Genomic DNA, 16,481 nt, shown 5'->3' on the forward strand with positions numbered 1-16,481 from the left:
GTCCGAAGGTCGGCGAGCGGCTTTTGAAACCCTTTGCTCCTTTGCAGAGTTGGCCGATCGGCGCCCCGGAGTCGATCCGTCCGGTGCTGCATGATGGGGCCCATGGGGACCGAGGGAGCCAACTTCCGTGTGATCGCGGGGCGTTACCGCCTTGAGGCGCAGCTCGGTCGCGGCGGTATGGGCGTCGTGTGGCGGGCGACCGACCAGTTGCTCGGACGGCAGGTGGCCGTCAAGGAACTCCCCCTCGACGAGACCCTCTCCGCGGCCGAGGCCCGGCGCCAGCGCGAGCGCACCCTGCGCGAGGCCCAGGCGGTGGCACAGCTGAGCCACCCGCACGTCATCGTCGTCCACGACATCCTGAAGGACGACGAACGCCCGTACATCGTCATGGAGCTGGTCGACGGGGACTCCCTGGCCGACCGGATCGCCGCGCACGGGCCGGTTGACGCGCAGGAGGCCGCCCGGATCGGCATCGACCTGCTGAGCGCGCTGAGCACGGCCCACGCCGCCGGGGTCCTGCACCGGGACATCACACCGGCCAACGTGCTCATCGAGAACGGCACCGACCGTGTCGTCCTCACCGACTTCGGCATCGCTCAGGTCCCGGGCACCTCCACGCTCACCGAGTCCGGGTCCTTCGTCGGCTCGCCCGAGTACACCGCGCCCGAGCGGATGTCCGGCTCCAGGACCGGTCCCGCAGCCGACCTGTGGTCCGTGGGCGCGTTGCTGTGCGCGGCCCTGAGCGGTGAATCGCCGTTCCGGCGCGACTCGTTGAGCGGCATCGTGCTCGCCGTGGTGTCCGACGAGATACGCCCGCCCGCGCAGGCGGCGCCGATCCTCGCCGTCGTGGCGGGGCTGCTGGAACGGGACCCCGGGCGGCGGCTGGACGCGGCGGGGGCGGAGCGGATGCTGCGGGAGTTCCTGGAGACGGGGAGCGCGCCCGTGCTGAAACGGTTCGGCAGGACCGTCGCCGCCGTGCCGGGTGGCGTCGCGGCGGAGCGCCGGCACTCGACCCGCAGCATGCTCGCCACCGTGGTGCTGGTCGCCGCGATGGCGGTGGCGGGGGTGTCGGCGGCGGCGCTGCTGGTGAACGGGGGCGGGGACGGGGACGGGGGTGTGGTGCCGACCACCTCGGCGCCGGCGACGTCGGGCGGGGCGACCGCTACGACGCCGTCGCCGAGCAGGTCGCCTTCGCCGAATACATCGCATGCGCCGAATACTTCGCATGCGCCGAGTACACCGCCTTCGCCGAGTACGTCCCCATCGCCCAGCACGTCCTCCTCGCCCGGCACCTCCACTCCCTTGCCCGCCAACTCCGAATAAAGGGTGGATAAGGAGCGATCCGCGTCACGGCTCTGTGACCGGAAAGCATTCATGCTGGATGTCGAACCGCTTGCCGAGATATGGATGGACGCATGAGCAGCAACGGGGGAGCCCCTTACCGGTCCGACGAGCCGACGAGTTTCGAACTGCAACCGCCGCAGCCGAACCTGCCCCCGGTCGTCCCCCACCCGGACAACCCGTACGCGACACCCGCCCCGCCCGCCGCACCCTCCGCGCCCACCCCGGACCCCGGCACCGGACGGCTGATCGCGGGCCGTTACCGGCTGCTGGCCAAGCTCGGCCACGGCGGCATGGGCACCGTCTGGCGGGCCAAGGACGAGACGGTGGACCGCGAGGTCGCCGTCAAGGAGCCCCGCGTACCGGACCACCTTCCCGAACGTGAACGTGCCAACGCGTACGAGCGCATGCGTCGCGAGGCGCGCGCCGCGGCCCGGCTCGACCATCCCGCGGTCGTGAACGTGCATGACGTCGCCGTCGTGGACGGCCGGCCGTGGATCGTGATGGAGCTGGTGCAGGGCCGTTCGCTGGGCGACGCGCTCCAGGAGGGCACCCTCGGCGCCCGGGACGCGGCGAGAATCGGCCTCGAAGTGCTCGGCGCGCTGGAGGCCGCGCACGCGGCGGGCATCCTGCACCGCGACGTGAAGCCGGACAACGTCATGCTCGGCCGCCACGACCGCGTCGTCCTCACCGACTTCGGCATCGCCCAGATCGAGGGCGAGACCAACCTGACCGACACCGGCGGCTTCGTCGGCTCGCCCGAGTACATCGCGCCGGAGCGGGTGCTGGGCCAGCGCCCGGGACCCGCGAGCGACCTGTGGTCCCTGGGCGTCGTGCTCTACGCGGCGACGGAGGGCGTCTCGCCGTTCCGCCGCAGCAACACCCCCGCCACCCTGCAGTCGGTCCTCAACGCCACGCCCGCACTGCCCGCCGCGGCCCAGGGTCCGCTCGCCGAGGCCATCAACGGCCTGCTCCAGAAGGACCCGGCGCGCCGCCCCGACGCCGCGCGGACGCGTGCGCTGCTGGAACAGGCCGCCAATCCGCCGGTGCAGGCCGCCACGCAGGTCGTACGGATACCCGAGAGCGTCAAGAGGGGCATCGTGCTGGGGCCCAAGGCGCTGCTCGGCATCGGTGCGGCGGTCGTCGCCGGGGCGGTGGGCGCGTATCTGGTGGTCGCCGATCCGTTCGCGGGGCCGTTGCCGGACCACTGGAAGGTCCGTGAGGAGAAGGTCCTGGGCGCTTCCCTCGCGGTGCCCGACGGGTACAAGCGGGGCGTGCCGGACGAGACGGACGACGGCCACTGGGTGACGTACACCGATGAGAGCGGTGCCATCTGGATCGGCCTGAGGCTCGACAAGAAGGCCGAGGACACGGGCAACAGTATCGCCGACTCCGCGGCCGCCGAGATGTACGACGACAACAGCGACTTCAAGGAAGGCACCGCCTACGACCTCAACATGGCCGAGGGCGCTCGGACCAAGCCCGAGGGCGAGACCACGTACCAGGGCAAGTCGGCTGCCGAGAACACCGTCGCCTACACCACCACCGACAGCCAGAACCCCCGTCCGCGCGAGATGAGGATCTTCTACTACAAGACCTCGGCCGGGAACATGTACAAGCTCACCGTCAACTACCCCGGCAAGGGCGACTTCACGGACCGCGGACGCGAGGTGGCGCAGACGGCCGTCGACAACCTGAAGATCGACGATCTCTGAACTGGCCAAGGGCCGGTCCCGCAAGGTAGTCATGGGACACATGAGCGAAGACGGTGCCCGCACCGGGCCCAACGGGCGTGTGATCGGCGGGCGTTACCGCCTGATCGAGCGCATCGGCTCCGGCGGCATGGGCACCGTCTGGCGGGCGGCCGACGAGCTGGTGGGCCGCGAAGTCGCCGTCAAGCAGCCGAGGTTGCCCGGTGACCCGGAGGACGCGGCGCATCAGCGCGCCGCTAACCGGCTCTACCGTGAGGCCCGCGCCGCCGCCCGCGTCGAGCATCCGGCCGCCGTCGCCATCCACGACGTCGTCGTCGAGGACACCCTGCCCTGGATCGTCATGGAGCTGGTCCGCGGCGAGTCCCTGCACGAACTCCTGCGGCGCGGCCCGCTGGAGGCGACCGAGGCCGCCCGTATCGGCCTCGCCGTCCTCGGCGCCCTGCGCGCCGCGCACGCCGTCGGCATCGTCCACCGCGACGTCAAGCCCGCCAACGTACTGCTCGGCCCTCCGCCGCTATCGAATGCGCTCAAGCGGGGGAACCCCCACCGCCGCGTCGTCCTCACCGACTTCGGCATCGCCCACATCCAGGGCGAGGAATCCCTCACCGCCAGCGGCGAGTTCGTCGGCTCCCTGGAGTTCATCGCCCCGGAACGGATGTCCGGCCGCGGCGCCGGCCCCGCCTCCGACCTGTGGTCGCTGGGCGTTCTGCTGTACGCCGCCGTCGAGGGCTGGTCCCCGTTCCGCCGTACGACCCTGGAGTCCACGCTCGCCGCGATCCTCGCCGCCGACCCGCCCGAGCCGAAGCAGGCGGGGCCGCTGGGGCCGCTGCTCCTGCGACTGCTGGTGAAGGACCCCGACCGGCGGCCCGGCGCGGACGAGGTCGGTGCGGTGCTGGAGGCGGTGGTGGAGGGGTGGCCGGTGCCGGTGCCCTCCGGGGGGCCGGCAGGGGAGGAGTCACAGGACGCTTCAGGGCTGCGGGAGTTCGCGGAGGACTCGGGCACGGTACGGCTGAGGAGCGAGGCGGCGGCCCGAGAGGCGGACGAGCCGGCGCCCGAGCCGACGTCCGAAGCCACCGAGGGAACCTCCGGCGCGGAGGTCACCGGGCCTCCCACGGCCTCCGGGTCCCAGCGCCGCTCCTGGCTGCTGCGCCCTGTCCCGGTCGCCGTCCTGGGCGTCCTCCTGGTCGCCGGCACCTGGTTCACCACCTCCTCCTTCCTCGTCGACAACGACGACGGCAAGGTGATGAACCCCGTCTACACCGCCCCCCTCGCCCCGGCGTCCACTCCCAGCCCCACCGACCTCACCTGGACCGGTCACCGCGAGGAGAAGCTGGGCGCCGTCCTCTCCGTGCCGAGCCGGTACGAGCTGCTGCACCGCCAGGGCAGCCCGACCGACCAGCCTCGGCTCGTGATCTACGAGGGCGACCGCATCAGCGTCCGGCTCACCCGGTGGGACAAGGTCTCCGGGCCGGTCAGGAGCCAAGCGGGCCTGCACTCCAGCTACTGGAAACTGACGGACGACAGGGCCGCCACCCAGTACAACGACACCGGCTTCCAGGGCTACGACGCCGTCCTCGCCGACACCGCCTATGAGGACGGCGACGTCCCGACCCGTGTGATGGAGCTGTTCGTCAAGACCGACGACGGCCGCCTGTACGCACTGCGCGTCACGATGCCGAAGGGAACCGCGCGGGAGAAGGAAGGCACCGCCGTCTTCAAGGGCGCCCGTGACCGACTCGAGATCGAGTGACCCGGCACCGGCCCCGGCAACGCCCTGATCAGCGCGTTTGTTGCCAGTGGACACTGGCGGCATGTGAGCAGTCGGTGAATCCCCGTTACCGACGGGTACACAAAGCCCGGCCCTCCGGCATACCCTGCGCCTCATGACGGACGCGCAGGCCCCGGCCAAGACCGGCACGAACCCCCTCGCCCCCGCCCCGGAGGGCGCCCGTACCGCAGCCGACGTGGTCACCCCCGAGCTGGTGGCCCAGCTCACCAAGGGCGTGGTCGGCTCCGGTCGCACCGCCAACCACACGCCGTTCACCGGCGAGAAGCTGGCCGACCTGCCCGAATCGACGCCCGAGGACGTACGGCAGGCCTTCGAGGCGGCCCGCCTGGCCCAGGCCGTCTGGGCGCAGGTTCCGGTACGGCAGCGTGCCGCCGTCCTGCTCCGCTTCCACGACCTGCTGCTCGAACGCCAGGCCGAGGTCCTCGACCTCATCCAGCTGGAGACCGGCAAGGCCCGGCTGCACGCCCACGAGGAGGTGCAGGCCGTAGCCGTCGCGGCCCGCCACTACGGCCGCAAGGCCCCCGCCTACCTCAAGCCCAAGCGGCACGCGGGCGCCATGCCCACGCTCACCCGCGTCACCGAACTGCGCCACCCGCGCGGCGTCGTAGGCCAGATCGCCCCCTGGAACTACCCCCTGGAGCTCTCCGTCGGCGACGCGCTCCCCGCGTTCGTCACGGGCAACGCGGTCGTCATGAAGCCGGACACGGAGACCTGCCTCACCGCTCTGTGGGCCCGTGACCTGCTCATAGAGGCTGGTCTGCCCGCCGACGTCTTCCAGGTCGTGCTCGGCGAGGGCCCGGTCGTCGGCCCCGAGGTCGTCAAGCACGCCGACTACGTCTCCTTCACCGGCTCCACCCGCACCGGCCGCCAGGTCGCCCAGGGTGCCGCCGCCCGCCTGGTCGGCGTCTCCCTCGAACTCGGCGGCAAGAACGCCATGCTCGTCCTTCAGGACGCCGACGTCGAGAAGGCCGCCGCGGGCGCCGTCCGCGCCTGCTTCTCCTCCGCCGGCCAGCTGTGCATCTCCATCGAGCGGCTCTACGTCCACGAGTCGATCGCGGACGCCTTCGTCGAGCGCTTCGCCGCCCGCACCAAGGCGATGCGGCTCGGCAAGTCCCTCGCGTACGGCGCCGACATGGGCTCCCTGGTGGGCGAGCGCCAGTTGGAGACGGTCACCCGGCATGTGGAGGAGGCCGTGGCGAAGGGCGCGAAGCTCGTCGCCGGCGGCGTGGCCCGTCCCGACATCGGCCCGTACTTCTTCGAGCCGACCATCCTCGACGGCGTCGAGCCCGAGATGAGCGTCTGCGCCGAGGAGACCTTCGGCCCGGTCGTCTCCATCTACCGTTTCAAGACCGAGGACGAGGCCGTCGACCACGCCAACTCCACGCCGTACGGCCTCAACTCCTCGGTCTGGACGAAGAACGGCAGCCGCGGCCGCGCGGTCGCCGCCCGGCTGCGCACCGGCACGGTCAACGTCAACGAGGGCTACGCCCCCGCCTACGGCAGCGTCCAGTCCCCGATGGGCGGCATGAAGGACTCCGGCCTCGGCCGCCGGCACGGCTCCGAGGGCATCCTCAAGTACACGGAGGCCCAGACGGTCGCCCAGCAGCGGCTGCTGCCGATGGCGCCGTCGCTGGGGATGGACGACGAGAAGTACGCGCAGTTCATGAGCCGCAGCCTCCGGCTGATGAAGGCGTTCCGTTTCCGCTAGAGCCCGGCTTTCCAGCCGCCGCACCACCGCTTTCAACGAGGAGAGCACGTGTCACAGGAGAACTCTGCCCAGAAACAGGGCGACGGCTCGGATCACGACGGATACGACTACGACGTCATCGTCGTCGGGTCGGGCTTCGGCGGCTCCGTGACGGCGCTCCGCCTGACCGAGAAGGGCTACCGGGTCGGGGTACTGGAAGCCGGCCGCCGCTGGACCCGCGAGAGCCTCCCCAAGAACTCCTGGGACCTCAAGAACTACCTCTGGGCCCCCAAGCTCGGCATGTACGGCATCCAGCGCATCCACCTGCTCGGCAACGTCATGGTGCTGGCGGGAGCCGGCGTCGGCGGCGGCTCCCTCAACTACGCCAACACCCTCTACGTACCGCCGAAGGCCTTCTTCGACGACCCCCAGTGGCGGGACATCACCGACTGGCAGGAGGAGCTGAAGCCGTACTACGACCAGGCCCAGCGCATGCTCGGCGTACGGCTCAACCCGACGATGACCCCGTCCGACGTCCACCTCAAGGCGGCCGCCGAGAAGATGGGCGTCGGCGACAGCTTCCACATGGCGCCGGTCGGCGTCTTCTTCGGCGACGGCAAGGACGCCGAGGGCAAGGCACAGGTCAAGCCCGGCCAGGAGGTCGCCGACCCGTACTTCGGCGGGGCGGGCCCGGCGCGCAGGGCGTGCACGGAGTGCGGCGAGTGCATGACCGGCTGCCGCCACGGAGCGAAGAACACCCTCAACGAGAACTACCTCTACCTCGCCGAGAAGGCCGGCGCGGTCGTCCACCCCCTGACGACGGTCGTCTCCGTCACGGACGACTCGCAGGGCGGCTACGCGGTGTCGACCCTGCCGACCGACCGCGGGAAGAAGGGCGAGGGCAGGCTGTTCAAGGCCCGCCGAGTGGTGATCGCGGCCGGGACGTACGGCACCCAGACCCTCCTGCACCGCATGAAGGCGGGCGGCCAGCTGCCGTACATCTCCCCGAAGCTGGGCGAGCTGACCCGGACCAACTCCGAGGCCCTGGTCGGCGCGCAGACCGACAACCGGCGCTATCGCAAGGCGACGGGCGAGACGAAGGTCGACTTCACGCGCGGGGTCGCCATCACGTCGTCCATCCACCCGGACGAGAACACCCACATCGAGCCGGTCCGCTACGGCCGGGGCTCCAACTCGATGGGCGGCCTGTCGATCCTCCAGGTCCCGTACGCGGAGGGCCGTTCACGGGTAGGCGGCTGGCTGGCGAACGCCGCCCGCCACCCCCTGCTGGTCCTGCGCTCCCTCTCCAATCGCCGCTGGTCGGAGCGGACCATCATCGGCCTGGTGATGCAGTCGCTGGACAACTCGCTCACGACGTACCTGAAGCAGGACGGCGTCGGCAAGGGCCTGCTGACGGCCCGCCAGGGCCACGGCGCCCCCAACCCCAAGCAGATCAAGGCCGCTTCGCAGGCCGCGTCGGTCATCGCCGCCGACATCAACGGCTTCGCCGGCTCCAACGTCGGCGAACTCATGGGCACCCCCCTCACCGCCCACTTCCTCGGCGGCTGCCCCATCGGCGACTCACCCGAGACCGGCGTGATCGACCCGTACCACCGGCTGTACGGCCACCCCGGCATCTCGGTCGTCGACGGAGCGGCGGTCTCGGCCAACCTCGGCGTCAACCCGTCCCTGACGATCACCGCACAGGCCGAACGCGCGATGTCCTACTGGCCCAACCAGGGCGAGGCCGACCCACGCCCGGCCCAGGGCTCCGCCTACGAACGCCTCAAGCCGGTGGAGCCCCTGTCCCCGGCGGTCCCGACGGAGGCCTTCGGGGCCCTGCGGCTGCCGTTCCTGGGGATGCCGACGGTGCCGCCGAAGCAGTAGGCGACGCCGCTGGGCAAGTCACGGAAACACAGAAGGACCTGCGCCCCCCTCCGAGCGCAGGTCCTTCTCTGTCTTGCGTCGAGCTCTGGTGAGGCTTAGGCCTCCGCACCGCTCCGACGACGCTTCATCGCGAACATGACGCCGGCACCGGCGACAATGGCGATGCCGCCGATGGTGGCGATGGCCGGCATGTCGGAGCTGGAGCCGGTCTCCGCGAGGCTGCCGGTGACGGGCTGCTCGCTGACGCCGCCCTGCGGCTTCTCCTCCGCCCCGGTCGAGGGCTTCTCGGCGCCGGGCTCGGCCTCGCCCGGGTTCTCGTTCGACGAGCCGGCGGGCAGGACGTCGAAGAACCAGCCGTCGCCGAAGCCCTCGGCGATGCAGTCCTCGCCGTTGATGTTGTCGACGTACGCACCGGTGCCGAAGTGGTAGGACTCACCGGCCGGGGCACCCTTGTGGATGTTCACCCGCAGGTCGATCTTGTTGAAGTCGCCGGGCTTCATCGTGTCGGTGCCCCAGAAGTAGGCACCGGCCAGGCCGTCCTCGCCCTCGATGCCCTCCCAGGCCTTCGTGCTGGGGTTGCGGAACTGAAGGTCGACGTACGGGCTGAGGGTCGGCTTCCAGGTCTCCCAGTACTTGGTGCTCTCGACCTCGGCGTAGAAGGCGACGTCCTTGAGCGTGACGTCGGAGGTGTTGGTGACCTTCAGGGAGAAGGAGTGCCAACCGCTGCCCGCCACGATCTTGCCGGGCAGGGCGCTGACCTCGGTCTCGAGCGCCTCCTCGGCGAAGTCCTCGTCGACCTCCTCGCAGTACGGAAGGGGCTCCTCCGCAGGGTTGCTCTCCTCGGGAGCCGGCGTGCTCTCCTCGGCGGCCGGGGTGGACTCCTCGGCGGCAGGGGTGCTCTCCTCGGCCGCGGGGGTGGACTCCTCGGCGGCGGGAGTGCTCTCCTCGGCGGCCGGGGTGGACTCCTCGGCGGCGGGAGTGCTCTCCTCGGCGGCCGGGGTCGACTCCTCGGCGGCCGGCGTGCTCTCCGACGCAGTCGGCGTCGGCGTCTCGTCCGTGGCGAACGCGACCGGGGCCGACAGCAGCGCGATCGGCGCTATGACGGCCGTCGTGGCCGCGGCGGCCAGGGCACGGCGAAGCTTCATGAAGACCTCGAAAGTCCGGAGTGCCGCGATGTCGCGGCACGCGTGTCAGGGAGGCCTCCCCGTGTGGGGCGCGGGTGTGGCCCTTGATTCGCAGGGTTTGATCAGTGACGGCTGTGAATGGTTGTGCCTTCACTAACAGGTTTCTTATGTGGCCTGCATCACATCGCCCGGTCCCGGCGGCACCGAGCGATGTCCGAGGCCTGACGTACGCTCAGCTGCCCTGCAACAGACCGAGAGAGAGTGCACAGGCATGGCCGACAGACCGTCAGAAGGGCCCAGACCCGGTTCGGACGAGGGCGAGGGAGCCGGCCCCTCCTCGTCGTCCATATCCGACGACGAGTGGCAGAAGTTCGTTCAGGACGCCGAGCGCGAAGCCGCCTCCGCCCCGAAGGAACCCTCCGCCCGCGCCCGCATGGTCACCGAGCGGCTGCGGCAGCAGGAGGCGCGGGGAGAGCTGCCGCCCGGCTGGCGTACCGGACCCGCCTGGCAGGAGATGAACGGGCAGGCCGCCCGGCGCCGCCGGCGGTGGGCGATCGTCGGCGTGCCGCTCGCCGTGGCCGTCGCCGTCGTGGCGATACGGCCCTCGCTGATACCGGGGGACCCGTTCGGCACCGCGGACTCGTCCCCGCAGGGCGTGGCCGCGTCGCCGCTCCCGGCCGAGACCGCCGCCCCGACGGCCGCGCCCGGAGCCGCCGATTCCGCCGTTCCCACCGTGGCCCGGCCGTTCGCCGGTTCGCCGGCCGAGCGCTGGGCCGACGGCGAGGCCGGCATATCGCTGCCGAAGGCCACCCCCGTCGGCACGCTGTCCAAGGGCCAGGTGGAGCAGGCGCTGCAACAGACCAGAAAGCTCCTGGTCGACGCCAACCTCGACCCGGCCACGCTCCGCGGCGAACGCCCGGAAACCGCCCTCGGCGTCATCGAGCCCCGCCAGACGGAACTGCTGAACCTGCTGACCACCGCGCTGCGCAAGCCGGACAAGGACCACGACCCGCTGTGGATGTTCAGCCGCTTCGACCCCGACGAGGTCCGGCTCGCCGGTGACGTCGTCAAGACGCGGGGCCGCATGACGTTCAAGGCGGGTGAGGACGCCTCCGTCGCCGTGCACGCCGACTACACGTTCGTCTACCCCCTCGTCCGTGAGGGCTCGACCGAGGTGGCCCGCACCATCGTCCGCCGGGTCGTCGACATCGAGCTGTCCGACCCGGCCAGGTACCAGGTCACTCCCGGGAAGATCGCCGTCCTGCGCTACGACCAGGAGATCGGCAACTCGGCCTGCGACGTGTACGACGGATATCTGCATCCGCAGTTCGACTCGTCGGCACCCACCGGCGCACCCCCCTCCGGACCGACGACGGACCCGTACGACCGCAGCAAGGACATCGAAGCGGACCGCGCGGAGGGATGCGGCATCGTCTCCCGCACCTGACGCGTCCACCTGATACGTCCACCTGACGCGTCCACCTGACACGTCGCTCCACGGTCGGGCGACCGTCGGGAGACCGGCATGAGAAGGGCCCCGCGGGACGGAGCCGCGGGGCCCTTCTTTCGTCAGCACCGACGTCAGGGCAGCGTCGGTGCCTGCGGAGCGGCGCCGGGGGGTTGCGCCGCTGGTCAGGTCGGGGTGCGCCGGGTGGTCGAGGGAACCGAGGCGCTTCTCACGCATCGTGCTGGACGGACGGGGTCACCGCAACCGCTCGACCCTGTCTTGTACTCCGGCCCGGGCCTCGCACTTCCTGTCGCCCTCCCCGCCGGTCGGCCCCGGGCGTCCCCGGAGCCGACCTTCTCTTGAGTGACCGGGCTGCTGTCCCCTGCCGTCCGGTCACCTTCCTGGGGCGAGGTCCCACGGCGTACGACACGATCCGTACGCCTCATCGCCCCAGCGAGCCACGCGTGGTTCTTTCGGGCCCGCCCCTGGCTGGCACGGACACCGGTACCAACGAAGGGGTCGGGGAGGCGTCACGCTCCGTCCGGGTGAGAGGGGATGCGTACGTCTGTCCCCGGAACGCGGTTTCAGATCCGGCCGCGGCACAGCTCCAGCAGCGTCATCGCCAGCGAGGTGCCCGGCTTGCCCAGCGCCTCGCTGTAGTGGTTGAGGATCTCCATCTCGCGGGAGAGGTTCACGCGCCGGCCGCCCGAGGTGATCCGCGCCTCCTGGATCACCGCCGAGACGGCCACGCGTTCCTGGATCAGGCCGATGATCCGGTCGTCGAGTGCGTCGATGCGTTCCCGGGCACCGGTGATCACGCCGGCTGCCTCGGGGGTGTGCGCGCCGGTCTTCTCCGCTGCGGAAGCGGTCTTCTCTGCTGCGGTGGCGGTCATCTGGGGGCTCCTCGCTGGATGGGGCTGATGGGGGTGATGGGGGTGGATGGATGCGGGGCCCCGGAGCGGCAGGATCCGGAAAACGCCAGGCGCCCCGGACCTTGTCGGCCCGGGGCGCCTGGGAAGTCGCTTGTCAGTTGCTCAAGCAGCACGACCATGGCAGCCGGTGGGCCGGTTGCCATAGGTAAAGAGGAAGGTCTGGTGCGTGAGCATGGCGTCAGTATGCCGTGCCGTCGACGGGTGTCCAAGAGGGTTCGCATCGTGAGACGGGCTTCGGCCCGGGAGGGCCTCCGGCGAGCCCGGTAGACTCGGCCCTACACACACCTCGCTCACCGCCGGAAGGCAACCCGTGTCATCAGCGAACCCCGCCGCCGCCACCGACACCGTCCTGGTCGTCGACTTCGGTGCGCAGTACGCCCAGCTCATCGCCCGTCGCGTCCGCGAGGCCCGGGTCTACAGCGAGATCGTGCCGAGCACCACGCCGGTCGCCGAGATGCTCGCCAAGAACCCGGCGGCGATCATCCTCTCCGGCGGCCCCTCGTCCGTGTACGAGGAGGGCGCCCCCCGTATCGACCGCGCGCTCTTCGAGGCCGGCGTCCCCGTCTTCGGTATGTGCTACGGCTTCCAGCTGATGGCGCAGAGCCTCGGCGGAACCGTCGACAACACCGGCGCCCGCGAGTACGGCCGCACCGATCTGCATGTCTCGAAGTCGTCCTCCACCCTCTTCGAGGGCACCCCGGCCGAGCAGCATGTGTGGATGTCGCACGGCGACGCCTGCTCCGCCGCCCCCGAGGGCTTCTCCGTGACGGCCTCCACGGACGTCGTCCCGGTCGCCGCCTTCGAGAACGACGAGCAGAAGCTGTACGGCGTCCAGTACCACCCCGAGGTCATGCACTCCACGCACGGCCAGCAGGTGCTGGAGCACTTCCTGTACCGCGGCGCGGGCCTCAAGCCGGACTGGACCACCGGAAACGTCATCGACGAGCAGGTCGCGGCCATCCGCGAGCAGGTCGGCGACAAGCGCGCCATCTGCGGCCTTTCCGGCGGCGTCGACTCCGCCGTGGCGGCGGCCCTGGTCCAGAAGGCCATCGGCTCCCAGCTGACCTGCGTGTACGTCGACCACGGCCTGATGCGCAAGGGCGAGACCGAGCAGGTCGAGAAGGACTTCGTGGCCGCGACCGGCGTCCAGCTGAAGGTCGTGGACGCGGAGGAGCGGTTCCTCAAGGCACTCGCCGGGGTCTCCGACCCCGAGGAGAAGCGGAAGATCATCGGCCGCGAGTTCATCCGGGTCTTCGAGCAGGCCCAGGCCGAGATCATCGCGGACGAGGGTCCCGCCGTGGAGTTCCTCGTCCAGGGCACGCTCTACCCCGACGTGGTCGAGTCCGGAGGCGGCACCGGCACCGCCAACATCAAGTCCCACCACAACGTGGGCGGGCTGCCGGAGGACCTCGAGTTCCAGCTGATCGAGCCGCTGCGCAAGCTGTTCAAGGACGAGGTCCGGATGGTCGGCCAGGAGCTCGGGCTGCCGGAGGAGATCGTCCAGCGCCAGCCCTTCCCGGGCCCCGGCCTCGGCATCCGGATCGTCGGCGAGGTCACCAAGGAGCGGCTCGACCTGCTCCGCGAGGCCGACGCCATCGCCCGCGAGGAGCTGACCGCGGCCGGCCTCGACCGCGACATCTGGCAGTGCCCGGTGGTCCTGCTCGCCGACGTCCGCAGCGTGGGCGTACAGGGTGACGGACGGACGTACGGCCACCCGATCGTCCTGCGGCCGGTCTCGTCCGAGGACGCGATGACGGCCGACTGGTCGCGGCTGCCGTACGACGTCCTGGCGAAGATCTCGACGCGGATCACCAACGAGGTGCGGGACGTCAACCGGGTCGTCCTCGACGTGACCTCGAAGCCGCCGGGCACCATCGAGTGGGAGTAGGGCTCAGCTGCGCTTGATCGTGCGCACCGGCTCGCCGGGCTTCCAGACCTGGAGAACCAGGTACTTGTCGTCCTCGACGTAGGTCCGCACGACCTCCGTCAGCTCGGCGCGGAAGAGGTGGAACGGCTCCGGCGGTTCCACCTCTTCGCCGTACGCGGCCTTCTGCGCCGGGTCCTCGACCTCGATCGCCCGCCCGGAGACCCGTACGTCACCACCGCCCATGGACTGCCCGTCCCCGGGGTTCGCCTGGAGCGCGAAGCGCGGGTCGCGGCGCAGGTCGAGGGCCTTGAGTGAGTCCGGCATCATGCCGAGCCACAGCTCGCCGTTCAGAAAGCGCACCTCCAGGCCGGTGGTGCGGGGTGAGCCGTCCTTGCGGAGGGTGGCGAGGACGTGGTGGGTGAAGGCGCCGAAGCGTTCCTCGGCGGTGCGGGCGAGATCGGGTTCGGCCTCGGTGAAGGTGGCCCAGTTCGCTGTCATACGGTGAGTGTCGCGTCGATATCCGACATCCGCTGTCTGGATTCCCGGGTGGGGAGGGCCGATCCCGGGGCCATGGGGGCGGGATCTTTACAGAACATCTCTGTTCTCCTGCGCTGACCGCCGGTAACTTCCGCCCCGTAAGCAACCCAGTGCGGGAGGACACATGCACGGGACGCCCCTCGGGCCCACTCCGCCCTCGCCGCTGCCGACCGAACGGCTGCAGTTCGCGATGCCGCCCATGCACGAGGCGGTCGAGGACGAGCGCCGGCACCGCAAGGAACGGCTCGCGGGCGCGCTGCGGATCTTCGGGCGGCGCGGCTTCGAGGACGGGGTCTCCGGGCACATCACCGCGCGCGATCCCGAGTTCAGCGACTGCTTCTGGGTGAACCCGTTCGGGATGCCGTTCAAGCACGTCACCGTCAGCGATCTGGTCCTGGTCAACTCCGAGGGCCAGGTGATCGAGGGGCGGTACCACGTCAACCAGGCGGCCTTCACGGTCCACTCCCAGGTCCACGCCGCCCGCCCGGACGTCGTCGCCGTCGCCCACTGCCACTCCGTGCACGGACGGGCGCTCGCGGCGCTGGGGGAGCTGCTGGACCCGATCACCCAGGAGAGCTGCGCCTTCTACGAGGACCACGCCCTCTACGACGCCTACTCGGGCGTGGCCGTCGACGCCCTGGAGGGCCGCCGGATCGCCACCGCGCTCGGCTCCCGCAAGGCCCTTGTCCTGCGCAACCACGGCCTGCTGACCGTCGGCGACTCCGTGGACGCGGCGGCCTGGTGGTTCCTGTCGATGGAACGCTCCAGCCAGGTCCAGCTGACGGCCCGGGCGGCGGGGCGTCCCGTACTCATCGAACACCGGCAGGCCGTGGCCACGCGGGAGCAGCTGGGCGGGGATCTGGTGGCGTGGATCAACTATCAGCCGTTGTGGCAGGACGTGAGCCGGAGCGAGCCGGATCTGTTGAGCTGACGGCGGGAGGGCCGGGGTCCGTAGCCCCGGCCGAGGTCCGTAAGCCCGGCCGAGGGCGGGTAGCCCGGCCGAGGTCAGAAGCCCCGCAGGACCACCGCCTTCGTCTTCGCGAACTCCTCGTCCGTGAGCACGCCGTCCCGGTGCAGCTCCCCCAACTCCCTCAGTCTGCGCAGGAGTACGTCGTGGTGGTCGGCGGCCGGGGGTGGCGGGACGGACGCCGTCAGCGGGGCGCGGTCGGGGGAGTCGATGACGGGGCGGGTGGACGGGTGCGGCAGGCGGGCGATGACCGCGGTGGCCACCAGGGCGGTGAGCAGGTCGCGGCGGACGCTTCCCCACAGGTCCAGGGCGTACGGGTCCTTCTCCGGCGGCAGTTTGGAGAACACCGTCTCCCGGGTCACGAACCGCAGGAAGCCGTCCTCGTGACCGGAGTTCGGCAGCCACTCGACCTGGACGAGATCGCCCATGCCGATGATGCGCGGGCCCGTCGCCCGTTTGACCCGCTCGGAGGTGTCGGACCAGTCGATCCGCACCTGGCTGCCGTCGAAGGAGACCGTGCCGTCGGAGGAACGGACGGAGACCGGGACCGGTGGGCCGGGGAGGAGATACGTCTTGGTCGGCTCCTTGGGGATCTGGTCCAGGAGCAGCGCGTGGCGGATCTCCTCGGCGACGTACTCGGCGACCCCGGCCCGGTCGGCGTCCACCGTCAGCCGGTACGGATCCGCCGTGTCGGGCAGCCGGCCGCCGGTCGCCTGGAGCAGCGGGTCGGCGCCCTCACGCAGCCGCATCCGCAGCCGTCCCCGTTTGCGTTCGGGCTCGAAGACGATGCTCGCGACCGCTTCCAGGGGTACGGCGATCTCTCCGTAGGTCTGCCGGAACAGCGGCACGGAGCGGTGGAGTCCCGGCGTGATCCGGACCGTTGTGCCGTCGAAGGCCCAGGTCCCGTCGCGCTGGATGATCTCGGCCATGGGGAAATTCTCGCAGCCGGGTCAACATCGGGGGCCCGCCCATCACCCGCGCCGAACCGGCCTGCGGGGCGGGTCGTGCCTGGACTACGGCACAATTCGCTGTCGCCGCACGTGAGTTGGCGGCGATGGTGGTCGGTGGTGCGGCCGGGGCCGGAATCGGCGGTGGCCGGTATCTGAGATCGGGCTGCCGATCGTGGGGCTGTGGGGCTATAAGGCCATGAGGTCGTAGGCCATGGGGCACTGGGGCATGAGGGTTTTTCGG

12 protein-coding genes are annotated in these 16,481 nt (G+C 70.9%); 8 read left to right on the forward strand and 4 right to left on the reverse strand.

Annotated features, from left to right (window positions below):
* The first annotated feature begins 102 nt into the window (after positions 1-102).
* The 5 genes from AQJ67_RS26560 to AQJ67_RS26580 all read left to right on the forward strand — a co-directional run bounded on the left by AQJ67_RS26560 (position 103) and on the right by AQJ67_RS26580 (position 8,416).
* On the forward strand, positions 103-1,323 hold the full coding sequence (locus AQJ67_RS26560; RefSeq protein WP_062721808.1) for a serine/threonine-protein kinase: 1,221 nt from the start codon (positions 103-105) through the stop codon (positions 1,321-1,323).
* 92 nt (positions 1,324-1,415) lie between these two features.
* Positions 1,416-3,056, forward strand: a complete 1,641-nt coding sequence (locus AQJ67_RS26565) for a serine/threonine-protein kinase (RefSeq protein WP_062721809.1) — start codon at positions 1,416-1,418, stop codon at positions 3,054-3,056.
* A gap of 40 nt (positions 3,057-3,096) precedes the next feature.
* On the forward strand, positions 3,097-4,803 hold the full coding sequence (locus AQJ67_RS26570) for a serine/threonine-protein kinase (RefSeq protein ID WP_062721810.1): 1,707 nt from the start codon (positions 3,097-3,099) through the stop codon (positions 4,801-4,803).
* Positions 4,804-4,936: 133 nt separating this feature from the next.
* A complete protein-coding gene (locus AQJ67_RS26575; RefSeq protein WP_062721811.1) occupies positions 4,937-6,550 on the forward strand; it encodes a succinic semialdehyde dehydrogenase in 1,614 nt (537 codons plus the stop codon).
* A gap of 48 nt (positions 6,551-6,598) precedes the next feature.
* A complete protein-coding gene (locus AQJ67_RS26580) occupies positions 6,599-8,416 on the forward strand; it encodes a GMC family oxidoreductase N-terminal domain-containing protein (RefSeq protein ID WP_062721812.1) in 1,818 nt (605 codons plus the stop codon).
* 95 nt (positions 8,417-8,511) lie between these two features.
* Here AQJ67_RS26580 and AQJ67_RS26585 read toward each other — a convergent pair whose 3' ends face one another.
* On the reverse strand, positions 8,512-9,561 hold the full coding sequence (locus AQJ67_RS26585) for an LPXTG cell wall anchor domain-containing protein (RefSeq protein ID WP_062721813.1): 1,050 nt from the start codon (positions 9,559-9,561) through the stop codon (positions 8,512-8,514).
* 250 nt (positions 9,562-9,811) lie between these two features.
* Between AQJ67_RS26585 and AQJ67_RS26590 the strand changes: the two genes are divergently transcribed.
* Positions 9,812-10,987 (forward strand): hypothetical protein, encoded by a 1,176-nt coding sequence (locus AQJ67_RS26590; protein WP_062721814.1) that lies wholly within the window; start codon positions 9,812-9,814, stop codon positions 10,985-10,987.
* A 584-nt stretch (positions 10,988-11,571) separates the two neighbouring features.
* On the opposite strand, the gene AQJ67_RS26595 is transcribed toward AQJ67_RS26590, so the two are convergent.
* On the reverse strand, positions 11,572-11,880 hold the full coding sequence (locus tag AQJ67_RS26595) for a chorismate mutase (RefSeq protein WP_062721815.1): 309 nt from the start codon (positions 11,878-11,880) through the stop codon (positions 11,572-11,574).
* 349 nt (positions 11,881-12,229) lie between these two features.
* Between AQJ67_RS26595 and guaA the strand changes: the two genes are divergently transcribed.
* On the forward strand, positions 12,230-13,807 hold the full coding sequence (gene guaA / locus AQJ67_RS26600; protein ID WP_062721816.1) for a glutamine-hydrolyzing GMP synthase: 1,578 nt from the start codon (positions 12,230-12,232) through the stop codon (positions 13,805-13,807).
* Between the two features lie 3 nt (positions 13,808-13,810).
* On the opposite strand, the gene AQJ67_RS26605 is transcribed toward guaA, so the two are convergent.
* Positions 13,811-14,284 carry a pyridoxamine 5'-phosphate oxidase family protein gene (locus AQJ67_RS26605; RefSeq protein WP_062721817.1) on the reverse strand — a complete coding sequence of 158 codons (474 nt, stop codon included), beginning with the start codon at positions 14,282-14,284 and terminating at the stop codon, positions 13,811-13,813.
* Between the two features lie 163 nt (positions 14,285-14,447).
* On the opposite strand from AQJ67_RS26605, the gene AQJ67_RS26610 reads away from it, so the two are divergent.
* Positions 14,448-15,254, forward strand: a complete 807-nt coding sequence (locus AQJ67_RS26610; RefSeq protein ID WP_062721818.1) for a class II aldolase/adducin family protein — start codon at positions 14,448-14,450, stop codon at positions 15,252-15,254.
* A gap of 74 nt (positions 15,255-15,328) precedes the next feature.
* On the opposite strand, the gene AQJ67_RS26615 is transcribed toward AQJ67_RS26610, so the two are convergent.
* Positions 15,329-16,219, reverse strand: coding sequence for a DUF4429 domain-containing protein (locus AQJ67_RS26615; RefSeq protein ID WP_062721819.1), 891 nt, complete (start codon positions 16,217-16,219; stop codon positions 15,329-15,331).
* Positions 16,220-16,481 lie beyond the last annotated feature (262 nt).

Origin of the sequence: Streptomyces caeruleatus, assembly GCF_001514235.1 — a bacterium.
In the GTDB taxonomy this organism is placed as follows: Bacteria; Actinomycetota; Actinomycetes; order Streptomycetales; family Streptomycetaceae; genus Streptomyces; species Streptomyces caeruleatus.

Bases quoted from the DNA above. Each gene is read 5' to 3' on its own strand.
- AQJ67_RS26585 (WP_062721813.1), bottom strand. From the start codon at position 9,561: ATGAAGCTTCGCCGTGCCCTGGCCGCCGCGGCCACGACGGCCGTCATA.
- AQJ67_RS26610 (WP_062721818.1), top strand. From the start codon at position 14,448: ATGCACGGGACGCCCCTCGGGCCCACTCCGCCCTCGCCGCTGCCGACC.
- AQJ67_RS26615 (WP_062721819.1), bottom strand. From the start codon at position 16,219: ATGGCCGAGATCATCCAGCGCGACGGGACCTGGGCCTTCGACGGCACA.
- AQJ67_RS26560 (WP_062721808.1), top strand. From the start codon at position 103: ATGGGGACCGAGGGAGCCAACTTCCGTGTGATCGCGGGGCGTTACCGC.
- AQJ67_RS26575 (WP_062721811.1), top strand. From the start codon at position 4,937: ATGACGGACGCGCAGGCCCCGGCCAAGACCGGCACGAACCCCCTCGCC.
- AQJ67_RS26590 (WP_062721814.1), top strand. From the start codon at position 9,812: ATGGCCGACAGACCGTCAGAAGGGCCCAGACCCGGTTCGGACGAGGGC.
- AQJ67_RS26570 (WP_062721810.1), top strand. From the start codon at position 3,097: ATGAGCGAAGACGGTGCCCGCACCGGGCCCAACGGGCGTGTGATCGGC.
- AQJ67_RS26605 (WP_062721817.1), bottom strand. From the start codon at position 14,284: ATGACAGCGAACTGGGCCACCTTCACCGAGGCCGAACCCGATCTCGCC.
- AQJ67_RS26565 (WP_062721809.1), top strand. From the start codon at position 1,416: ATGAGCAGCAACGGGGGAGCCCCTTACCGGTCCGACGAGCCGACGAGT.
- AQJ67_RS26595 (WP_062721815.1), bottom strand. From the start codon at position 11,880: ATGACCGCCACCGCAGCAGAGAAGACCGCTTCCGCAGCGGAGAAGACC.